This is a genomic window from Mycobacterium sp. 1465703.0, from assembly GCF_001672975.1.
Lineage (GTDB): Bacteria > Actinomycetota > Actinomycetes > Mycobacteriales > Mycobacteriaceae > Mycobacterium.
Genome location: NZ_LZKU01000233.1, coordinates 1 through 13771, shown reverse-complemented (window position 1 = coordinate 13771; position 13771 = coordinate 1). Strand labels below are relative to the sequence as shown.

Annotated in this window: 10 protein-coding genes and 1 pseudogene; 7 read left to right on the top strand and 4 right to left on the bottom strand. The window is 66.5% G+C overall.

The window, feature by feature from the left end:
* Positions 1 to 1588, bottom strand: a 1588-nt coding sequence (locus tag A5625_RS21955; RefSeq protein WP_066998929.1) for an FUSC family protein, incomplete at its 3' end; no start/stop codon positions are given.
* A gap of 113 nt (positions 1589 to 1701) precedes the next feature.
* Between A5625_RS21955 and galT the strand changes: the two genes are divergently transcribed.
* From galT to A5625_RS21935, 4 genes are all read left to right on the top strand, one after another.
* Positions 1702 to 2808 carry a galactose-1-phosphate uridylyltransferase gene (gene galT, locus A5625_RS21950; RefSeq protein WP_197516184.1) on the top strand — a complete coding sequence of 369 codons (1107 nt, stop codon included), beginning with the start codon at positions 1702 to 1704 and terminating at the stop codon, positions 2806 to 2808.
* A complete protein-coding gene (locus tag A5625_RS21945; RefSeq protein ID WP_066998920.1) occupies positions 2805 to 3911 on the top strand; it encodes a galactokinase in 1107 nt (368 codons plus the stop codon). The genes galT and A5625_RS21945 overlap by 4 nt, the downstream gene beginning before the upstream one ends.
* Positions 3912 to 4664 (top strand): Mut7-C RNAse domain-containing protein, encoded by a 753-nt coding sequence (locus A5625_RS21940; protein ID WP_066998917.1) that lies wholly within the window; start codon positions 3912 to 3914, stop codon positions 4662 to 4664.
* A gap of 197 nt (positions 4665 to 4861) precedes the next feature.
* On the top strand, positions 4862 to 5548 hold the full coding sequence (locus tag A5625_RS21935) for a PAS and ANTAR domain-containing protein (RefSeq protein WP_066998914.1): 687 nt from the start codon (positions 4862 to 4864) through the stop codon (positions 5546 to 5548).
* A gap of 5 nt (positions 5549 to 5553) precedes the next feature.
* Here the strand turns inward: A5625_RS21935 and A5625_RS21930 are convergent, their stop codons facing one another.
* Entirely contained in the window at positions 5554 to 6039 is a 486-nt protein-coding gene (locus tag A5625_RS21930; RefSeq protein ID WP_066998923.1) for a hypothetical protein, read from the bottom strand.
* Positions 6040 to 6451: 412 nt separating this feature from the next.
* Between A5625_RS21930 and A5625_RS21925 the strand changes: the two genes are divergently transcribed.
* Positions 6452 to 9085: a GH92 family glycosyl hydrolase gene (locus A5625_RS21925; RefSeq protein ID WP_066998911.1), complete on the top strand. Its 2634-nt coding sequence runs from the start codon at positions 6452 to 6454 to the stop codon at positions 9083 to 9085.
* Positions 9086 to 9088: 3 nt separating this feature from the next.
* On the opposite strand, the gene A5625_RS21920 is transcribed toward A5625_RS21925, so the two are convergent.
* Complete coding sequence (locus A5625_RS21920) at positions 9089 to 11464, bottom strand: lysylphosphatidylglycerol synthase transmembrane domain-containing protein (RefSeq protein ID WP_066998908.1); 2376 nt, start codon at positions 11462 to 11464, stop codon at positions 9089 to 9091.
* Between the two features lie 172 nt (positions 11465 to 11636).
* On the opposite strand from A5625_RS21920, the gene A5625_RS21915 reads away from it, so the two are divergent.
* Complete coding sequence (locus A5625_RS21915) at positions 11637 to 12587, top strand: class I SAM-dependent methyltransferase (RefSeq protein WP_066998905.1); 951 nt, start codon at positions 11637 to 11639, stop codon at positions 12585 to 12587.
* A 2-nt stretch (positions 12588 to 12589) separates the two neighbouring features.
* Entirely contained in the window at positions 12590 to 13537 is a 948-nt protein-coding gene (locus A5625_RS21910) for a class I SAM-dependent methyltransferase (RefSeq protein ID WP_066998902.1), read from the top strand.
* Positions 13538 to 13610: 73 nt separating this feature from the next.
* Here the strand turns inward: A5625_RS21910 and A5625_RS30805 are convergent.
* A pseudogene (locus A5625_RS30805) lies at positions 13611 to 13771 on the bottom strand (hypothetical protein); the annotation flags it as partial.

The window sequence follows — 13771 nt, the reverse complement described above, 5'->3', positions numbered from 1 at the left end:
ATCCGATCACGGCACCGATCGCGGTCTCTTCGATCCGCATCATCAGCACCCCGAACGAGAATTGGCCGAGCAGGCCGTAGAGCAACGCCAGCATGGTGGTGATCCAGAACGTCATCAGGCTGTAGGTGACCGTCATGAAGTAGAAGGCGCAGAACAGGCACACGAAGATTCCGGCGAGCGCGGCGGTCTTGTGACCGGTGAGCAGGGTGGCGACCAGCACGCCGCACGGCACGCCGAGCAGGGTGCCGAGTAGGCGTTGCCAGCCCTTGGTCAAGGTTTCGCCCCAGGAGTTGGTGCCGGCGAAGATGACGAACGCGGCGATCACCGCCCAATACCAGCGCGCCGGCGATACCAGTTCGCCGACGACGATGGCCAACGAAGCGGCGATCGAGACCTGGATGGCTTGCCGGGTGGTCGGCAACAACCCGGTGGTCTGGTCGTCCTCGGTGGCCTCCTCGGACCCGGCGTCCTCGGGCGCCGGCGGGCGCCCGCTATCGGCGTCGTCAAGCGGTCGGCCGGTGGTTACCCGGTCGATGACCGCCCGCACGTCGGAAGTTGCTGTCGCGGCGTTGATTATCGCCAGCACGAGGCGGCGTACGGCAGTGCTCCCGGCGTCATCGAGCGCCGGAACTCCGGCCTTCGAAGCCGAGCCGGCCTGCTCGTCGAGCAGGCGCCGCGCCCGGTCGGCGGCCCGGCGTAGCCCTTCGGGTTCGGGAAGGCGGATCGCTCGCGCCAGCCGGGCGAGCGCGTCGGCGAGTGCGGCCCGGGTGGATACCGGGATGGAATCCGGGTCCTCGCAGGCGAGCACGGTCGCGCGCCGACCGGCGGTGGCCACCCATTCGATGGCCAGCTCGGCATCCAGCAGCCACGGGGCCAGTTGTTCGGCGGTGACGCCGGGCCACAGCGTGCCGGGGTCGGCCTTGTCTTCGATCTGGCTTTGCACCATCAAGGCGGTCTCGTTGAGCCGGATGGTGCGGGCCCGCATGCGCCGGCGGCGTCGCTCATCAAGGCGGCCCGTCCGTACCGCTTCGGCGGTGGTGTCGATGACGATCGCCATCCGGGCCCGCAACGCCCGAATGGTGGCGCGCAGCACCTGCTCGGGTCGATCTGGCATCAGGTAGGCGGTCATCACGAACGTGCACACCGCCCCCACCACGACCGCCCCGATCATCCAGGGCAGCTCAGCGACGCCGGCCCGCAGATACAGCGTGAAGAAGTAGGACATGAATGCGACCATGCCCAGCGCCCTGCCCCGTGCCCCGAAGCGGCGGATGTAGGCCGCGGTGAACACGACGATCACGAAGACGACGTCGCTGGCGATCAGGTGCGGCGCCAGCACCGTGGCGGCGGTGATGGACACCGCGGCCGGCAGGGGCAGCAGCGCCATGGTGATCCGCTGCTGGCGAGGGTCGGGTTCGTTGACCGAGCGTGACGCCACCATGGTGATGACGACGCCCAGCAGGGCAACGGTCAAGGGTTGTCCCGTCGCCCTGGTCAGGAGGTACAGCGCCAGCAGTGATAGGCCAAGCGCGGCCGTCGTTCGCGTCGCCATCATCAGCCGAAGCAGGCCAGGATCCGAGCCGATCAGCCAGTTACGGGCGCGTTCGTAAAGGACAGTTATTCCGATGACCGCCTCTCTTGCAGTTGCCCAACAATGGTTACCCGAACCGTGCCGCAGCGACCAAGCTAGTCTTCGACATCGTGACGGGGCCGACGCGAGCGAAGCTGGCTGACGGTCGTGACCTGCTGTTCTTCTCGCTGCCAGGACATCATCCAGCGCCGGTCGAAGACCGTCGGCCGCTACCGGCGCGTGCCACTGATGCCGCCGCGAAGTCGCAGTTGCGGTTCGACCGGTCCACCGGGCAGTGGGTGATCATCGCGGCGCTGCGCCAGGACCGTACCTACAAGCCGCCGCCGGAGGCGTGCCCGCTGTGCCCGGGCCCGACGGGGCTGACCAGCGAGGTGCCCGCGCCCGACTACGACGTCGTGGTGTTCGAGAACAGATTCCCCAGCTTGTCCGGCGCGCAACCGTCGTTGCCCGTGCCGGCGCCGGTGCCCGCCGACGACGGCTTTGTGACCGCGCCCGGACACGGCCGTTGCGAAGTGATCTGTTTCTCCGCCGACCACAATGGGTCGGTCGCCCAGCTGGCGCCCGCGCATGCCCGGCTGGTCGTCGAGGCGTGGCGGCACCGCACCGCCGACCTGATGGCCAGGCCGGGGATCGAGCAGGTGTTCTGCTTTGAGAATCGCGGCGAGGAAATCGGGGTGACGCTGACCCATCCGCACGGTCAAATCTACGGCTATCCCTATCTGACGCCGCGCACCGCCACCATGCTCGAGCAGGCGCGCCGGCATCGAAAACTGCACGGCAGCAACCTGTTCGGTGATCTGCTGGCGGGCGAGGTGGCCGATGGCAGCCGCGTCATCGCCCGCAACGAGTTGTTCACCGCATTCGTGCCGTTCGCGGCGCGCTGGCCGGTCGAAGTGCACATCTACCCGAACAGGTTCGTGCGCAACCTGACCGAACTCGGCGAGGACGAGCTGGATGAGTTCGTGCGCGTCTACCTCGACGTGCTCGGTCGTTTCGACCGGATGTATTCCTCACCGCTGCCCTACATTTCGGCGCTGCATCAATACGACGGCACCGAGGCGCAGGCCGAAGGTTATTTCCACGTCGAATTGATGTCCATCCGGCGCAGCGCCACCAAGCTCAAGTACCTGGCGGCCTCCGAATCGGCGATGGATGCCTTCATCGGCGACGTCACCCCCGAGAGTGTGGCCCAGCTGTTGCGGGACCTCGCCCAATGACCGCGTCGATCCGCTACGCGGCGCCGGGACGCATCAATCTGATCGGCGAACACACCGACTACAATTTGGGTTTCGCGCTGCCCATCGCATTACCGCAACGCACCGTGGCGACGTTCACGCCCACCGATGCCGATGCGATCACCGTGATCAGCGACCGCGCGGACGCCCCGGTGCGCGTGCCGATCGGCACCGTTCCCGGTGAGGTGACCGGTTGGGCGGCCTATGTGGCCGGGGTGATGTGGGCACTGCGCCAAGGCGGCCACCCGGTGCCCGGCGGCACCATGTCGATCACCAGCGACGTGCAGATGGGTTCGGGTCTGTCGTCCTCGGCGGCGCTGGAATGCGCGGCGCTGGGCTCGATCGCCTCGGCCGCCGGTGTTCGCATCGATCCCGCCGAACAGGCCCGACTGGCCCAGCGCGCCGAAAACGAGTATGTCGGCGCACCAACAGGTTTGCTCGATCAGCTGGCCTCGCTCTACGGCCGGGAGGCGACGGCGGTGCTGATCGACTTCGCCGACCTCACCGTCACGCCGGTGGTTTTCGACCCGGACGCCGCCGGTGTTGCATTGTTGCTCATCGACTCTCGGGAGCGGCACACTCACGCCGACGGCGACTACGCCGCCCGGCGCGCGTCATGCGAGCGGGCGGCCGCCGACCTGTCGGCGAAATCGCTGCGTGAAGTGCAGGACAACGCGGACCGTCAAGGGCCGGCCGTGTTGGCCGCGGTGCGCGACCCCGTCGACGCCCGTCGGGCCCGCCACGTGCTCACCGAAAATCAGCGGGTTTTCGACTGCGTTGCGGCGCTGCGTGATTCGGACTACCCCGAAGCCGGACGGATTTTCACCGCCTCGCATGCCTCGATGCGCGACGATTTCGGCATCACCACCGAACGCATCGACCTGATCGCCGACGCCGTGGTGCGCGCCGGTGCGCTGGGCGCGCGGATGACCGGCGGCGGATTCGGCGGGTGTGTGATCGCGCTGGTGCCGCTCGATCGCGCGGACCAGGTCGGCGAGGCGGTGCAGCGGGCCGTGATCGACGCGGGCTTCGAGCAGCCCGTCGTCACCCGGACCCGCGCCGCCGCAGGCGCAGGGTTTGTGTGAGTGAGCGAGCCCGCCGGTTTCGTCGAGGTTCGGGTATACGCCGAACTCAATGACTTCCTGGCGGCACCGTCGCGTGGGCGCACGGTGCGTCGCCCGTTCCGGCCGCACCAGACCGTCAAAGACGTGTTGGAGGCGATGGGAATTCCGCACACCGAGGTCGACCTGATCCTGGTGAACGGGTCGGTCCAAGGCTTCGGTTACCGCCCGGACTTCGGTGACCGGATCGCCGCCTATCCGATGTTCGAGGCGCTCGACATCGGGCCAACCGCCCTGCGGTCGGTGCCGTTGCGCAACCCGCGGTTCGTCGTCGACGTCAACCTCGGACGGCTGGCCTGGCTGCTTCGGCTGTTCGGGTTCGACGTGTGGTGGTCGAACGACGCCGATGACAAGACCCTGGCCGACATCAGTACCGAGCAGCGGCGCATCTTGCTGACCCGGGATCGCGGTCTGCTGAAGCGGCGCACCATCACCCACGGTCTGTTCGTGCGCTCCGACGACCCTGAGGAGCAGGCAATCGCTGTCATCCGCCGGCTTGACCTTCGGCAGCGGCTGGCGCCGCTTACCCGGTGCATGCGCTGCAACGGAACCCTGGCTCCGGTGACCAAAGACGAGGTGATCGACCGGCTGGAGCCGTTGACCCGCGAGTACTACGACGACTTCAGCCGCTGCACGGACTGCGGCCGGATCTATTGGGCCGGGTCCCACCACGCCAAGTTGCTCGCTTTGATCGAAAAACTGCTCCAGCGGCTCTGATCGGCAGAACTTACCGGCCCGGCAATTTTATTGATTCCGCCGTGACCACTGGTCGAAAAATGTAACGTAACGGCAATGGGGGTACCTCATTCCTGCATCTGCAGCACCGGTTTTCCCGCCCGGCCAGTAGCGATCCCCGCGAGACCGCTACCGGTCTCTGCCGCCCGCTTCATCGCCCTCGACGTGAAAAGTCCGCCGTGGCTTGGGAACTAGACGGCCAGGCCGCAGCGATCGAGCGGGGCTTGGCCGGCGCGACGCCGCAACGCGTGGGCTGGTTCCGCTTCTACTTCGAAGGCCGACGCTGGGTGTGGTCCGATCAAGTGCAGCGCATGCACGGCTATGCACCCGGTACCGTGACGCCCACCACAGAGCTGGTGCTGTCGCACAAGCACCCGGCAGATCGTCCCGAAGTGGCCGACGGCATCAACGACATGATCAAGCGCCGTCAGGCGTTTTCGACTCGGCATCGCATCGTAGACACCGGCGGGATGATTCACCACGTCATGGTGGTGGGCGACCAATTCTGCGATGACAGTGGGAACGTCATTGGGACCCACGGCTTCTACATCGAGATCACGCCTTCGCCCGCGCGCAGTCGCGAAGACTCCATCAGCGCGAAGGTCGCCGAGATCGCCGGGCGGCGCGGCGTAATCGACCGCACCAAAGGAATGTTGATGCTGATCTACGGCATCGACGAGGACGCCGCGTTCAACATGCTCAAATCCCTGTCCCAATCGGGAAACATCAGGCTCGGACTGCTCGCCCAACGGATTGCCGAGGACTTCTCGGCGCTGGGCAAAGAGGTCATCACCGCGCGGTCGCACTTCGACAAGCGGTTGCGCACCGCACATTTGCGTGCACCCGGTGGCGACGAAACCACCTGAGCGCGCTAGCCGGCCGGGCTGAGCCGGACCGCGCCCAGATGCAGTCGGCCCACCGCCTCGGCGAACTCATCGCGTGTCGGTATGCGCTGATCGCGAAACTTCAGGCCGATCACGCGTTGGGCGCGTTGGACGCCGTAGGACTCGGCGCAGCGCACCAGCAGATCGGAGACGACGGCCCGGTCGCGGATGAGCTCACCGCGCATCGGCGTCGTCTTACCGTCGTAAACGACCTGGACGGGTCCGCCGTTGCGGAAGTTCTGCTTCCACGGGCTGCCGGTCAGCGCGTAAAGCTCGCCGTCAATCATGTGGGCGCTCAACGGGATTGAGTACGGGCGTCCGGTCTTGCGCCCGGTGAAACTCAATACCATGAACTGCTTGCGCGCCAGACCTGCCAGCGGACTGCGCAGCAGAAATCCCATCACCGGGTTGACCACACGCATCAGCGTCGACGGTGGATGTCCGGCGTCCACCGCATATGACTGCTCTGTCATGCGTTCACCGTAGAGCCAACCGGGCCGCACGCCTAGCGTTGCGGTGCGGCCGAGCCCAGGCGGTGATCCCGCCCCGCTGGTACGTGCCGCTCACCTGCCAGGCCTGGAAACCGCCGAGGGTGGGCGCCGAGGTTTTATCGCCTGAATTGTGGTCGTGGCCGCAACCCGCGAGCACCAAATCAGCACCGCGGTTGCCAGAGTCAAATATTTCACTAATCCAATCTCCCCGAAACTGGGCTGTTACCTGGGACGGCCGCGGCGAAATGACAGTAACCGAAATAGTCGTCAAGTTTGCCAGCATCTTTGAACTTTGTGGTGGCATCCGGTCGGTCGCCGACCGTTATCCGATTCGACGGCGAAAACGCCCACCGGAATACACCGCCGGTCGGTCGTTATCCAGTAATAGACAGGTATGCGGTCGCGGCGGGCCCTCATTGCGGTCATCGCGGCGTTGGCCGTCTTCATGGTCTTCATTGCGGCGGCCCCGCCGAAGGGCTACGACGGGCCGCCGGTGTTCGTGGCCAACCCGGTAGATCACGTTGTGACGCTCATCGGCACCGGGACCGGCGGCGAGACGGTGGGAGAGATCAACAACTTCCCGGGCGCCACGGTCCCGTTCGGGATGGTGCAGTACTCGCCGGATACGGCCGGCAACTACGCCGGCTACAACTACGACAACCCGCGCTCGACCGGGTTCAGCATGACCCATGCTTCGGTGGGATGCGCTGCGTTCGGGGACATCTCAATGCTGCCGGTCACCGGCGGGATCGGCATGCAACCATGGAACGCCGCCGAACAAATTGCCCACGACGACACCGAACAGGGTGTGCCCGGCTATTACACGGTGCGGTTTCCCGGTACCGGGGTGAAAGCCGAACTCACCGCCACCGCGCACACGGGTGTCGGCCGCTTCAGCTACCCGCACAACGGCCGGCCGGCGCTGCTCCAGGTGCGATCGGGTTCGTCGTTGGCCGGCAACTCCCGCGCCACCATTCAGATCGGGGAGGACAACACCACCATCACCGGGTGGGCCACCAGCGGGGGATTCTGCGACAAGCCCAACGCTTACACGGTGTATTTCGCGATGAAGTTCAGTCAGCCCTTCACCTCGTACGGATCCTGGGATGGCAGTGCGGTGTATGCCGGCGCGCGCAGCGCGAATGCGCCGTACAGCGGCGGTTACGTCGAGTTTCCGGCCGGCTCGGCGCTCGAGGTGCGCACCGCGATCTCCTACGTAGGCATTGACGGGGCGCGAGCGAACTTGGCGGCCGAGGACACGTCGGGTTTCGACGACGTTCGCGCCGCCGCGTCGAGGGAATGGAGCGCCGCATTGTCGCGCGTGACGGTGGCCGGCAGAAACGTCGACGACCTGACCACGTTCTACACCTCACTGTATCGATCGCTGCTGCACCCCAACATGTTCAACGACGCCGACGGGCGCTACGTCGGGTTCGACGGCTATATCCACACCGTGGCGGCCGGCCATACGCAGTACGCCAACTTCTCCGACTGGGACACCTACCGCTGCCTGGCCGCGTTGCAGGCATTGTTGTTCCCCGAACGGGCCAGCGACATGGCCCAATCGCTGGTAAACGATGCCGAGCAGAGTGGCGCACTGCCCCGCTGGGCGTTCGCCAACGCCGCGACCGGCGAGATGAGCGGTGATAGCGTGACACCGCTCATCGTCAATCTGAACATGTTCGGCGCCAACGACTTCGACGTCAAAACGGCGCTGCGTTACATGGTGGACGGGGCGACCAAAGGCGGCGCGGGCCTGGCCGGTTATGTGGAGCGCCGGGGCATCGACACTTACCTGCGACTGGGCTACGCGCCGTTCACCTTGGAGTTCGGTCGCAATGGCTGGATCGCCGACGCGTCGATCACCCTGGAGTGGTCGGTCGACGACTTCGCCATTTCCCGATTCGCCGACTCGCTGGGCGACACCGCGACCGCCGCCGAATTTCAGAAACGGGCGCAGTTTTGGCAGAACCTGTTCAACCCGACCAACCGATACGTGTTGCCGCGCAGCTGGACCGGCTTCTTCCGGTCCGGTCCGGGGGTTGTGGTGGTTCCGGAAGACTTCGGCCAGATCGGCTACGACGAGGGCAACGCCGAGCAGTACGTCTGGTCGGTGCCGCACAATGTCGCGGGGCTGGTGACCGCGCTGGGCGGCCGTGCGGCGGTGGCCGACCGGCTCGATCACTTCACCGAGAAGCTCAACGTCGGTCCCAACCAGCCCTATCTGTGGGCCGGCAACGAGCCGAGTTTCGGTGTGCCGTGGCTGTACAACTACATCGGTCAACCGTGGAAGACGCAGCGCACCGTCGATCGGGTGCGCGGGCTCTTCGTCCCGACCGCCGACGGTGAGCCGGGCAACGACGACCTGGGCGCGCTGGCCAGCTGGTACGTGTGGGCGGCGCTGGGCCTGTATCCGGCCACCCCGGGAACACCGATCCTCACCGTGGGCGCACCACTTTTCGACCGCATCGAAATCACGTTGCCGGCAGGCAAATCCATCCGGATCGCCGCGCCCGGCGCCTCCGGACCGCATCACCTCAAATACATCAGCGGCCTGAAGCTCGACGGCCAGCCGACCGAGCGTACCTCGCTGCCCGAGTCGATTATCCGCACCGGTGGCGCGCTGGCGTTCTCCCTTGCCGCCTACCCCGACAAGCATTGGGGCACAGCCGAAGCCGATGCGCCACCGTCGTTCGGGGCGGGTGGTTCGGCGTTGGCCGTCAACGTTTCTCAACCAATCGTCACCATCGCGCCCGGGCACACGGGCACCGTGACCCTCGATGCACAACGCATGGCCGACGGCGTCGACGGCTACACCGTTGCCGGCACCTCCTCCGACGCCGGGATCAGCGTCAAGCCGACGTCCGGCCGCTTCGCCACCGACGGATCGGCCAGCATCACCGTTCCCATCACGGTCACCCAGTCAGTGCCCGAGGATTACTATCTGGTGTCGCTGACCACCACTGCGGGCCAAAGCGTGCGCAGCTCAACCGTTTTCGTGGTCACCCAGACCGACTCCGAGGACTAGCCCTCAGACCATCTCGTTGCTGGTCAACCACCGCATCACCGGCCAGCCGACGAAGACCGGCAGCCAACAGGTCAGCATCCGATACAGCAGGACCGACGGCACCCCGACGGCCGCCGGAACGCCGAACGCGGCCAGGCCGCCGATCAGCGCCGCTTCGACCGCCCCGACACCACCGGGGGTGGGAGCGGCCGACGCCAGTGTTCCGCCCACCATGGTGACCACCGTGACGGCCACGAAAGTCGTTCCCCCGCCGAATGCTTCGATGCTGGCCCACAGCGCAAGTGCCGCACCCAGGGTGGTGCCCGCACAACCCAGCAGGATCAGGGCCAGCCGCCGCGGTTCGCGGGCGAGCTTGCCCAGGTCGGTCACCACCTCGTTCAGCTTCGGGCGCACCTCGGTCGCCAGCCACTTGCGCAGCGTGGGCACGAACAAGAATGTGCCGACGATGCCCAGTGCGATCCCGGCGATCAGGTACAGCAATGTCGCGCTCGGGACGAAATGCCGCAGGTTCATCGACGCGCCGGCGGCGGCACTGAACAACACCAGCAGCGCGAGATGGGCGATCACCTGTACCGACTGCTGCAGCGCTACCGCCGCGGTTGCGCGCATCGCCGTCAGGCCACTCTTTTGCAAGAACCGTGTGCTCAGCGCCAGCCCGCCGACACCGGCCGGAGTGGTGGTTGCGGCAAAAGTGTTGGCCACCTGGGCGATTGACAACGTCCAGAAGTTCACCATGCCGTCGGCGCAGGCCCACAACGCGGCGGCGGCCCCCACGTAGGTCAGCGCCGACACCAGCAGGCCCAGCAGCGCCCACCACCAGTTCGCGGTCCTCAGTTGGGAGAAGAACGTCGGTGCAGTGCTGATGAAGGGGTACGCGACATAGACCAGCGCACCGAAGAGCACCAGCTGGACGAGCTGGCTGCGGGTGAATCTGGTGATGGTCTGGGGTTTGATCTGATCGGCGCCGGTTTGGCGCTTGACCTCCGCCCGCGCGCCGGAGATGACGGCACCGGCATCGGGCACCGACCGCCGAATAGACCGCGGCACAGCAACTTTCGTGAGACGACGGGATGCGCTCAGGATGGTGTCCTTGCCGAACGCATCGATTGCCGCGGCCACCGCGGACTTCGGGTCGTACAGGGCGGCGGTGGTGACCAGCAGGTGCGCGATGTCGGATTGAAGCTGGGCATCGGTTGCGCCGTATTCGGAGTTGCCGAATCCACCGAACAGCACGGTGTCGTCCTCCACCGTGATGTGGTGGCTGCGCAGGTCGCCATGGGCGATCTGGTGGTCGTTGAGAACTCGCAGCGACTCCCACAGCCGGCCAACGGGAGTCGTCTTGGCGCATTCGTCGATGGGCGTGCCCCGAGCGGGCCGGTGCGAGTACAGCATCCACCCCCGGTCCAGCGGGGCGACGGCGACCGTCGCGGTGTTGGACAGGCCCGCGTCACCGATGGCGACCGACATCAACGCGCGATGCTCCACAGCCCGGCGCATGGATGTCACCAGGGGGGCCGTCTCGGCGTCGCGCAGCTTCAGCTTTCCCCACAGCTGACGCAGCGCCCCGCCACTGCGTTGATGCGGCCCGTACAACTCGATCAGCGCCGTTTCACCGAGGTGTTCACCGTCTGCCGAAAGAATCAGCGGGCCGCGACCGGCCGGCCGGACCACAGTGAGCCGCGAGACTGCGAAGCCGCCCTTGGCCAGGGCACGCACCGTGGCATCCAGTGGCACTTCGAGCGCCGGCGTGCCGACGACGAGCACTACCAGCGCGCCGACGACCCAACCCACCGCCAGGCCGACCAACGACCGCGCCGGAACGATGGCGCTGACCACCAGGTGGATGGGCACGAAGGCCAGCAGCAGCGCCCACCACCAACGCCGCCAGCGCGACGGCAGCCACGGACCTGAAACCGTCAGCACCGCGGCCAGCATTCCGATCCAGCGCGGGTCGTCGAGCAACTGGGCCGGCAGCGTGGTCAGCCGGTCGAGGGCGTCGAAGTGCCACCGCGGCGCGGCAAGGCCGGTGCCGCTGATCGACAACAAAACGATCGCGCTCAACCCCGCGGCGGCATAGGCACCCAGCAGTTTCCATTGCCCGGCGACGATCAAGCCGATGAGAATCACGAAGGGCAATGCCACGATCGCCAGTCCGTAGATCAGGTACACCGCATCGGATTGGGTGGGCGACAAGACGCCGACGATCTCCGAGATGGATTTCTCCAGCGCTATCCACTGCGGACGGGTGATCACCGAACCGGTGATCACCAGCGCCAAGAACAGCACGGCCAGCACCAGCCGCAGGATGTCATTGGTGCGCCGGGCCAGCGGCTGCAGCAAGCTGCCGGAAACGATGATGTCGCGCCCGTCGACTCGCATGTATTAACGATCCTTTGGATTCGCTCGGCACCGCTTGACACCGTGGTCTCGGCCCGCTGAATGGCCCGCCGACAAGTTAACTCAAATACCCGGTTCGTTGACAGCTCCCACACATCCGGCGCGCGTAGGGTCGGCTAGGTAGCTGTGCTAGCGAATTGGGGAGGACACCGACGTGGCCAGGACGGAGAACGACAGCTGGGAGATCACCGAGAGTGTCGGGGCGACCGCGCTCGGGGTGGCGGCGGCTCGCGCCGCGGAAACCGAAAGTGCGAATCCGCTGATCAGCGACCCGTTCGCGCGGGTGTTCCTGCAAGCCGCCGGAGAAGGCATGTGGGACTGGTTCGCGGCGCCCAATCTGCCCGCTCAGATCGCCGAGATGGAACCGGACCTCAAGCCGCGGATGCAGGGGATGGTCGACTACATGGCCACCCGGACGGCGTTCTTCGACAAGTTCTTCCTCGACGCCACCGGCGCAGGCGTGCGGCAAGTGGTGATCCTGGCGGCGGGGCTGGACTCCCGGGCGTGGCGGTTGCCCTGGCCCGATGGCACCACGGTCTACGAGTTGGACCAGCCGCAGGTGCTGGACTTCAAGGCGTCGACACTGCGCGACGAGGGCGCTGCGCCAACCTGCGAGCTGGTCAGCGTTCCGGTCGACCTGCGCCACGACTGGCCGTCGGCATTGCAGCAGGCCGGATTTGACGCCTCGGCGCCCAGCGCGTGGTCAGCTGAAGGGCTGTTGCCGTTTCTACCGGCGGCCGCCCAGGATCTGCTGTTCGAACGTATACAGGCGCTCGGCACGCAAGGCAGCCGGATCGCCGTGGAAGCGCCCGGCCCCGACTTTCTCGACGAGACAGCACACGACAGGCAACGCCAAACCATGCAGCGAGTGCGCGATCTGATGGCGAAACTGGATCCGGACCGCGACATTCCTGACGTGCAAGACCTGTGGTATTTCGAGGAACGTGAAGACGTCGGTGACTGGCTCGGCCGTCATGGCTGGGACGTGACGGTCACCCCAGCACCGCAGCTGATGGCCTATTACGACCGCAGACCACCCCAAGACATCGACGATGCCGCGCCGCAAACGCTGTTCGTGGCGGCGGAGCGGACGGGAAGGAACTGATTGTGGCGAGAACCGACAACGACAGCTGGGAGATCACCGAAAGCGTGGGGGCGACCGCGCTCGGTGTGGCATCGGCACGCGCCGCGGAGACCCGCAGCGAAAACCCCTTGATCACAGACCCGTTCGCACAGGTGTTTCTCGATGCAGCCGGTGACGGCGTGTGGAACTGGCACTCCGCTGGGCAGTTACCCGCCGAGATCGTCGAGGCCGAGCCGACGTTGCCGCTGCAGATGCAGTCGATGGTCGGCTACATGGCTTCGCGCACAGCGTTTTTCGACAAGTTCTTTCTCGATGCCACCGGTGCGGGCATCCGTCAGGCGGTGATCCTGGCGGCCGGCCTGGACGCGCGATCCTGGCGGCTGCCATGGCCGACGGGCACCACGGTCTACGAGTTGGACCAGACCCGGGTGCTGGACTTCAAGGCGTCCACGTTGGCCGAGCACGGCGGGGAGCCCGCCTGCAACCGGATCGCGGTGCCGGTGGACCTGCGCCACGATTGGCCGGCTGCGTTGCGGCAGGCCGGTTTCGACGCATCTGCACCCAGCGTCTGGTCGGCCGAGGGGCTGATGCCGTATCTGCCGGCGGCCGCGCAAGAGCTACTGTTCGAACGCATTCAGGGGCTGACCGCTCCCGGCAGCCGGGTCGCCGTGGAGGCATTGGGCCCGAAGTTCCTCGACCCGCAGGGCCGCGCCAAGCGACGTGAGCGGATGGACCGGATCCGCGCACTGATGGCCGACGTGGATCCGGACCGCGAGGTGCCCCGGACCGACGAACTCTGGTATTTCGAGGAACGCGAAGACGTCGGCGAGTGGTTCGGCCGGCACGGCTGGGATGTGACGGTGACACCGGCCGACGAACTGATGGCCGGCTATGGGCGCAGCGCACCGGAGGAAGTTCGCGACTACGTGCCCGGCAACCTGTTCGTGGCGGCGCAACGGGCGGCGAGCTAGCGCCTTAACCCCTTGTGCCCCAAGTAGTTTGAGTGCAGATCCGGTGTCGGCGTGAGTGGCCCCGGTGGGCGGGCTAGTTGTGCGTTGGTGGTGGTTGGGGTTGGAAGGGTGTGTACCACCACCAGTTGGCGCGCTCGCCGGTAGGTCCCGGACAGGACGCCACCGTGGGCGGAGGTTGAGTTGGGGGGCGCGCCAGCGATCCCGGGCTCAGTGATCGGCCGGCGCCGTCGCTGA

Excerpts from the sequence above, each read along its gene's own strand:
- A5625_RS21930 (WP_066998923.1), bottom strand. The coding sequence starts at position 6,039 with ATGACAGAGCAGTCATATGCGGTGGACGCCGGACATCCACCGTCGACG.
- A5625_RS21945 (WP_066998920.1), top strand. The coding sequence starts at position 2,805 with ATGACCGCGTCGATCCGCTACGCGGCGCCGGGACGCATCAATCTGATC.
- A5625_RS21920 (WP_066998908.1), bottom strand. The coding sequence starts at position 11,464 with ATGCGAGTCGACGGGCGCGACATCATCGTTTCCGGCAGCTTGCTGCAG.
- A5625_RS21925 (WP_066998911.1), top strand. The coding sequence starts at position 6,452 with ATGCGGTCGCGGCGGGCCCTCATTGCGGTCATCGCGGCGTTGGCCGTC.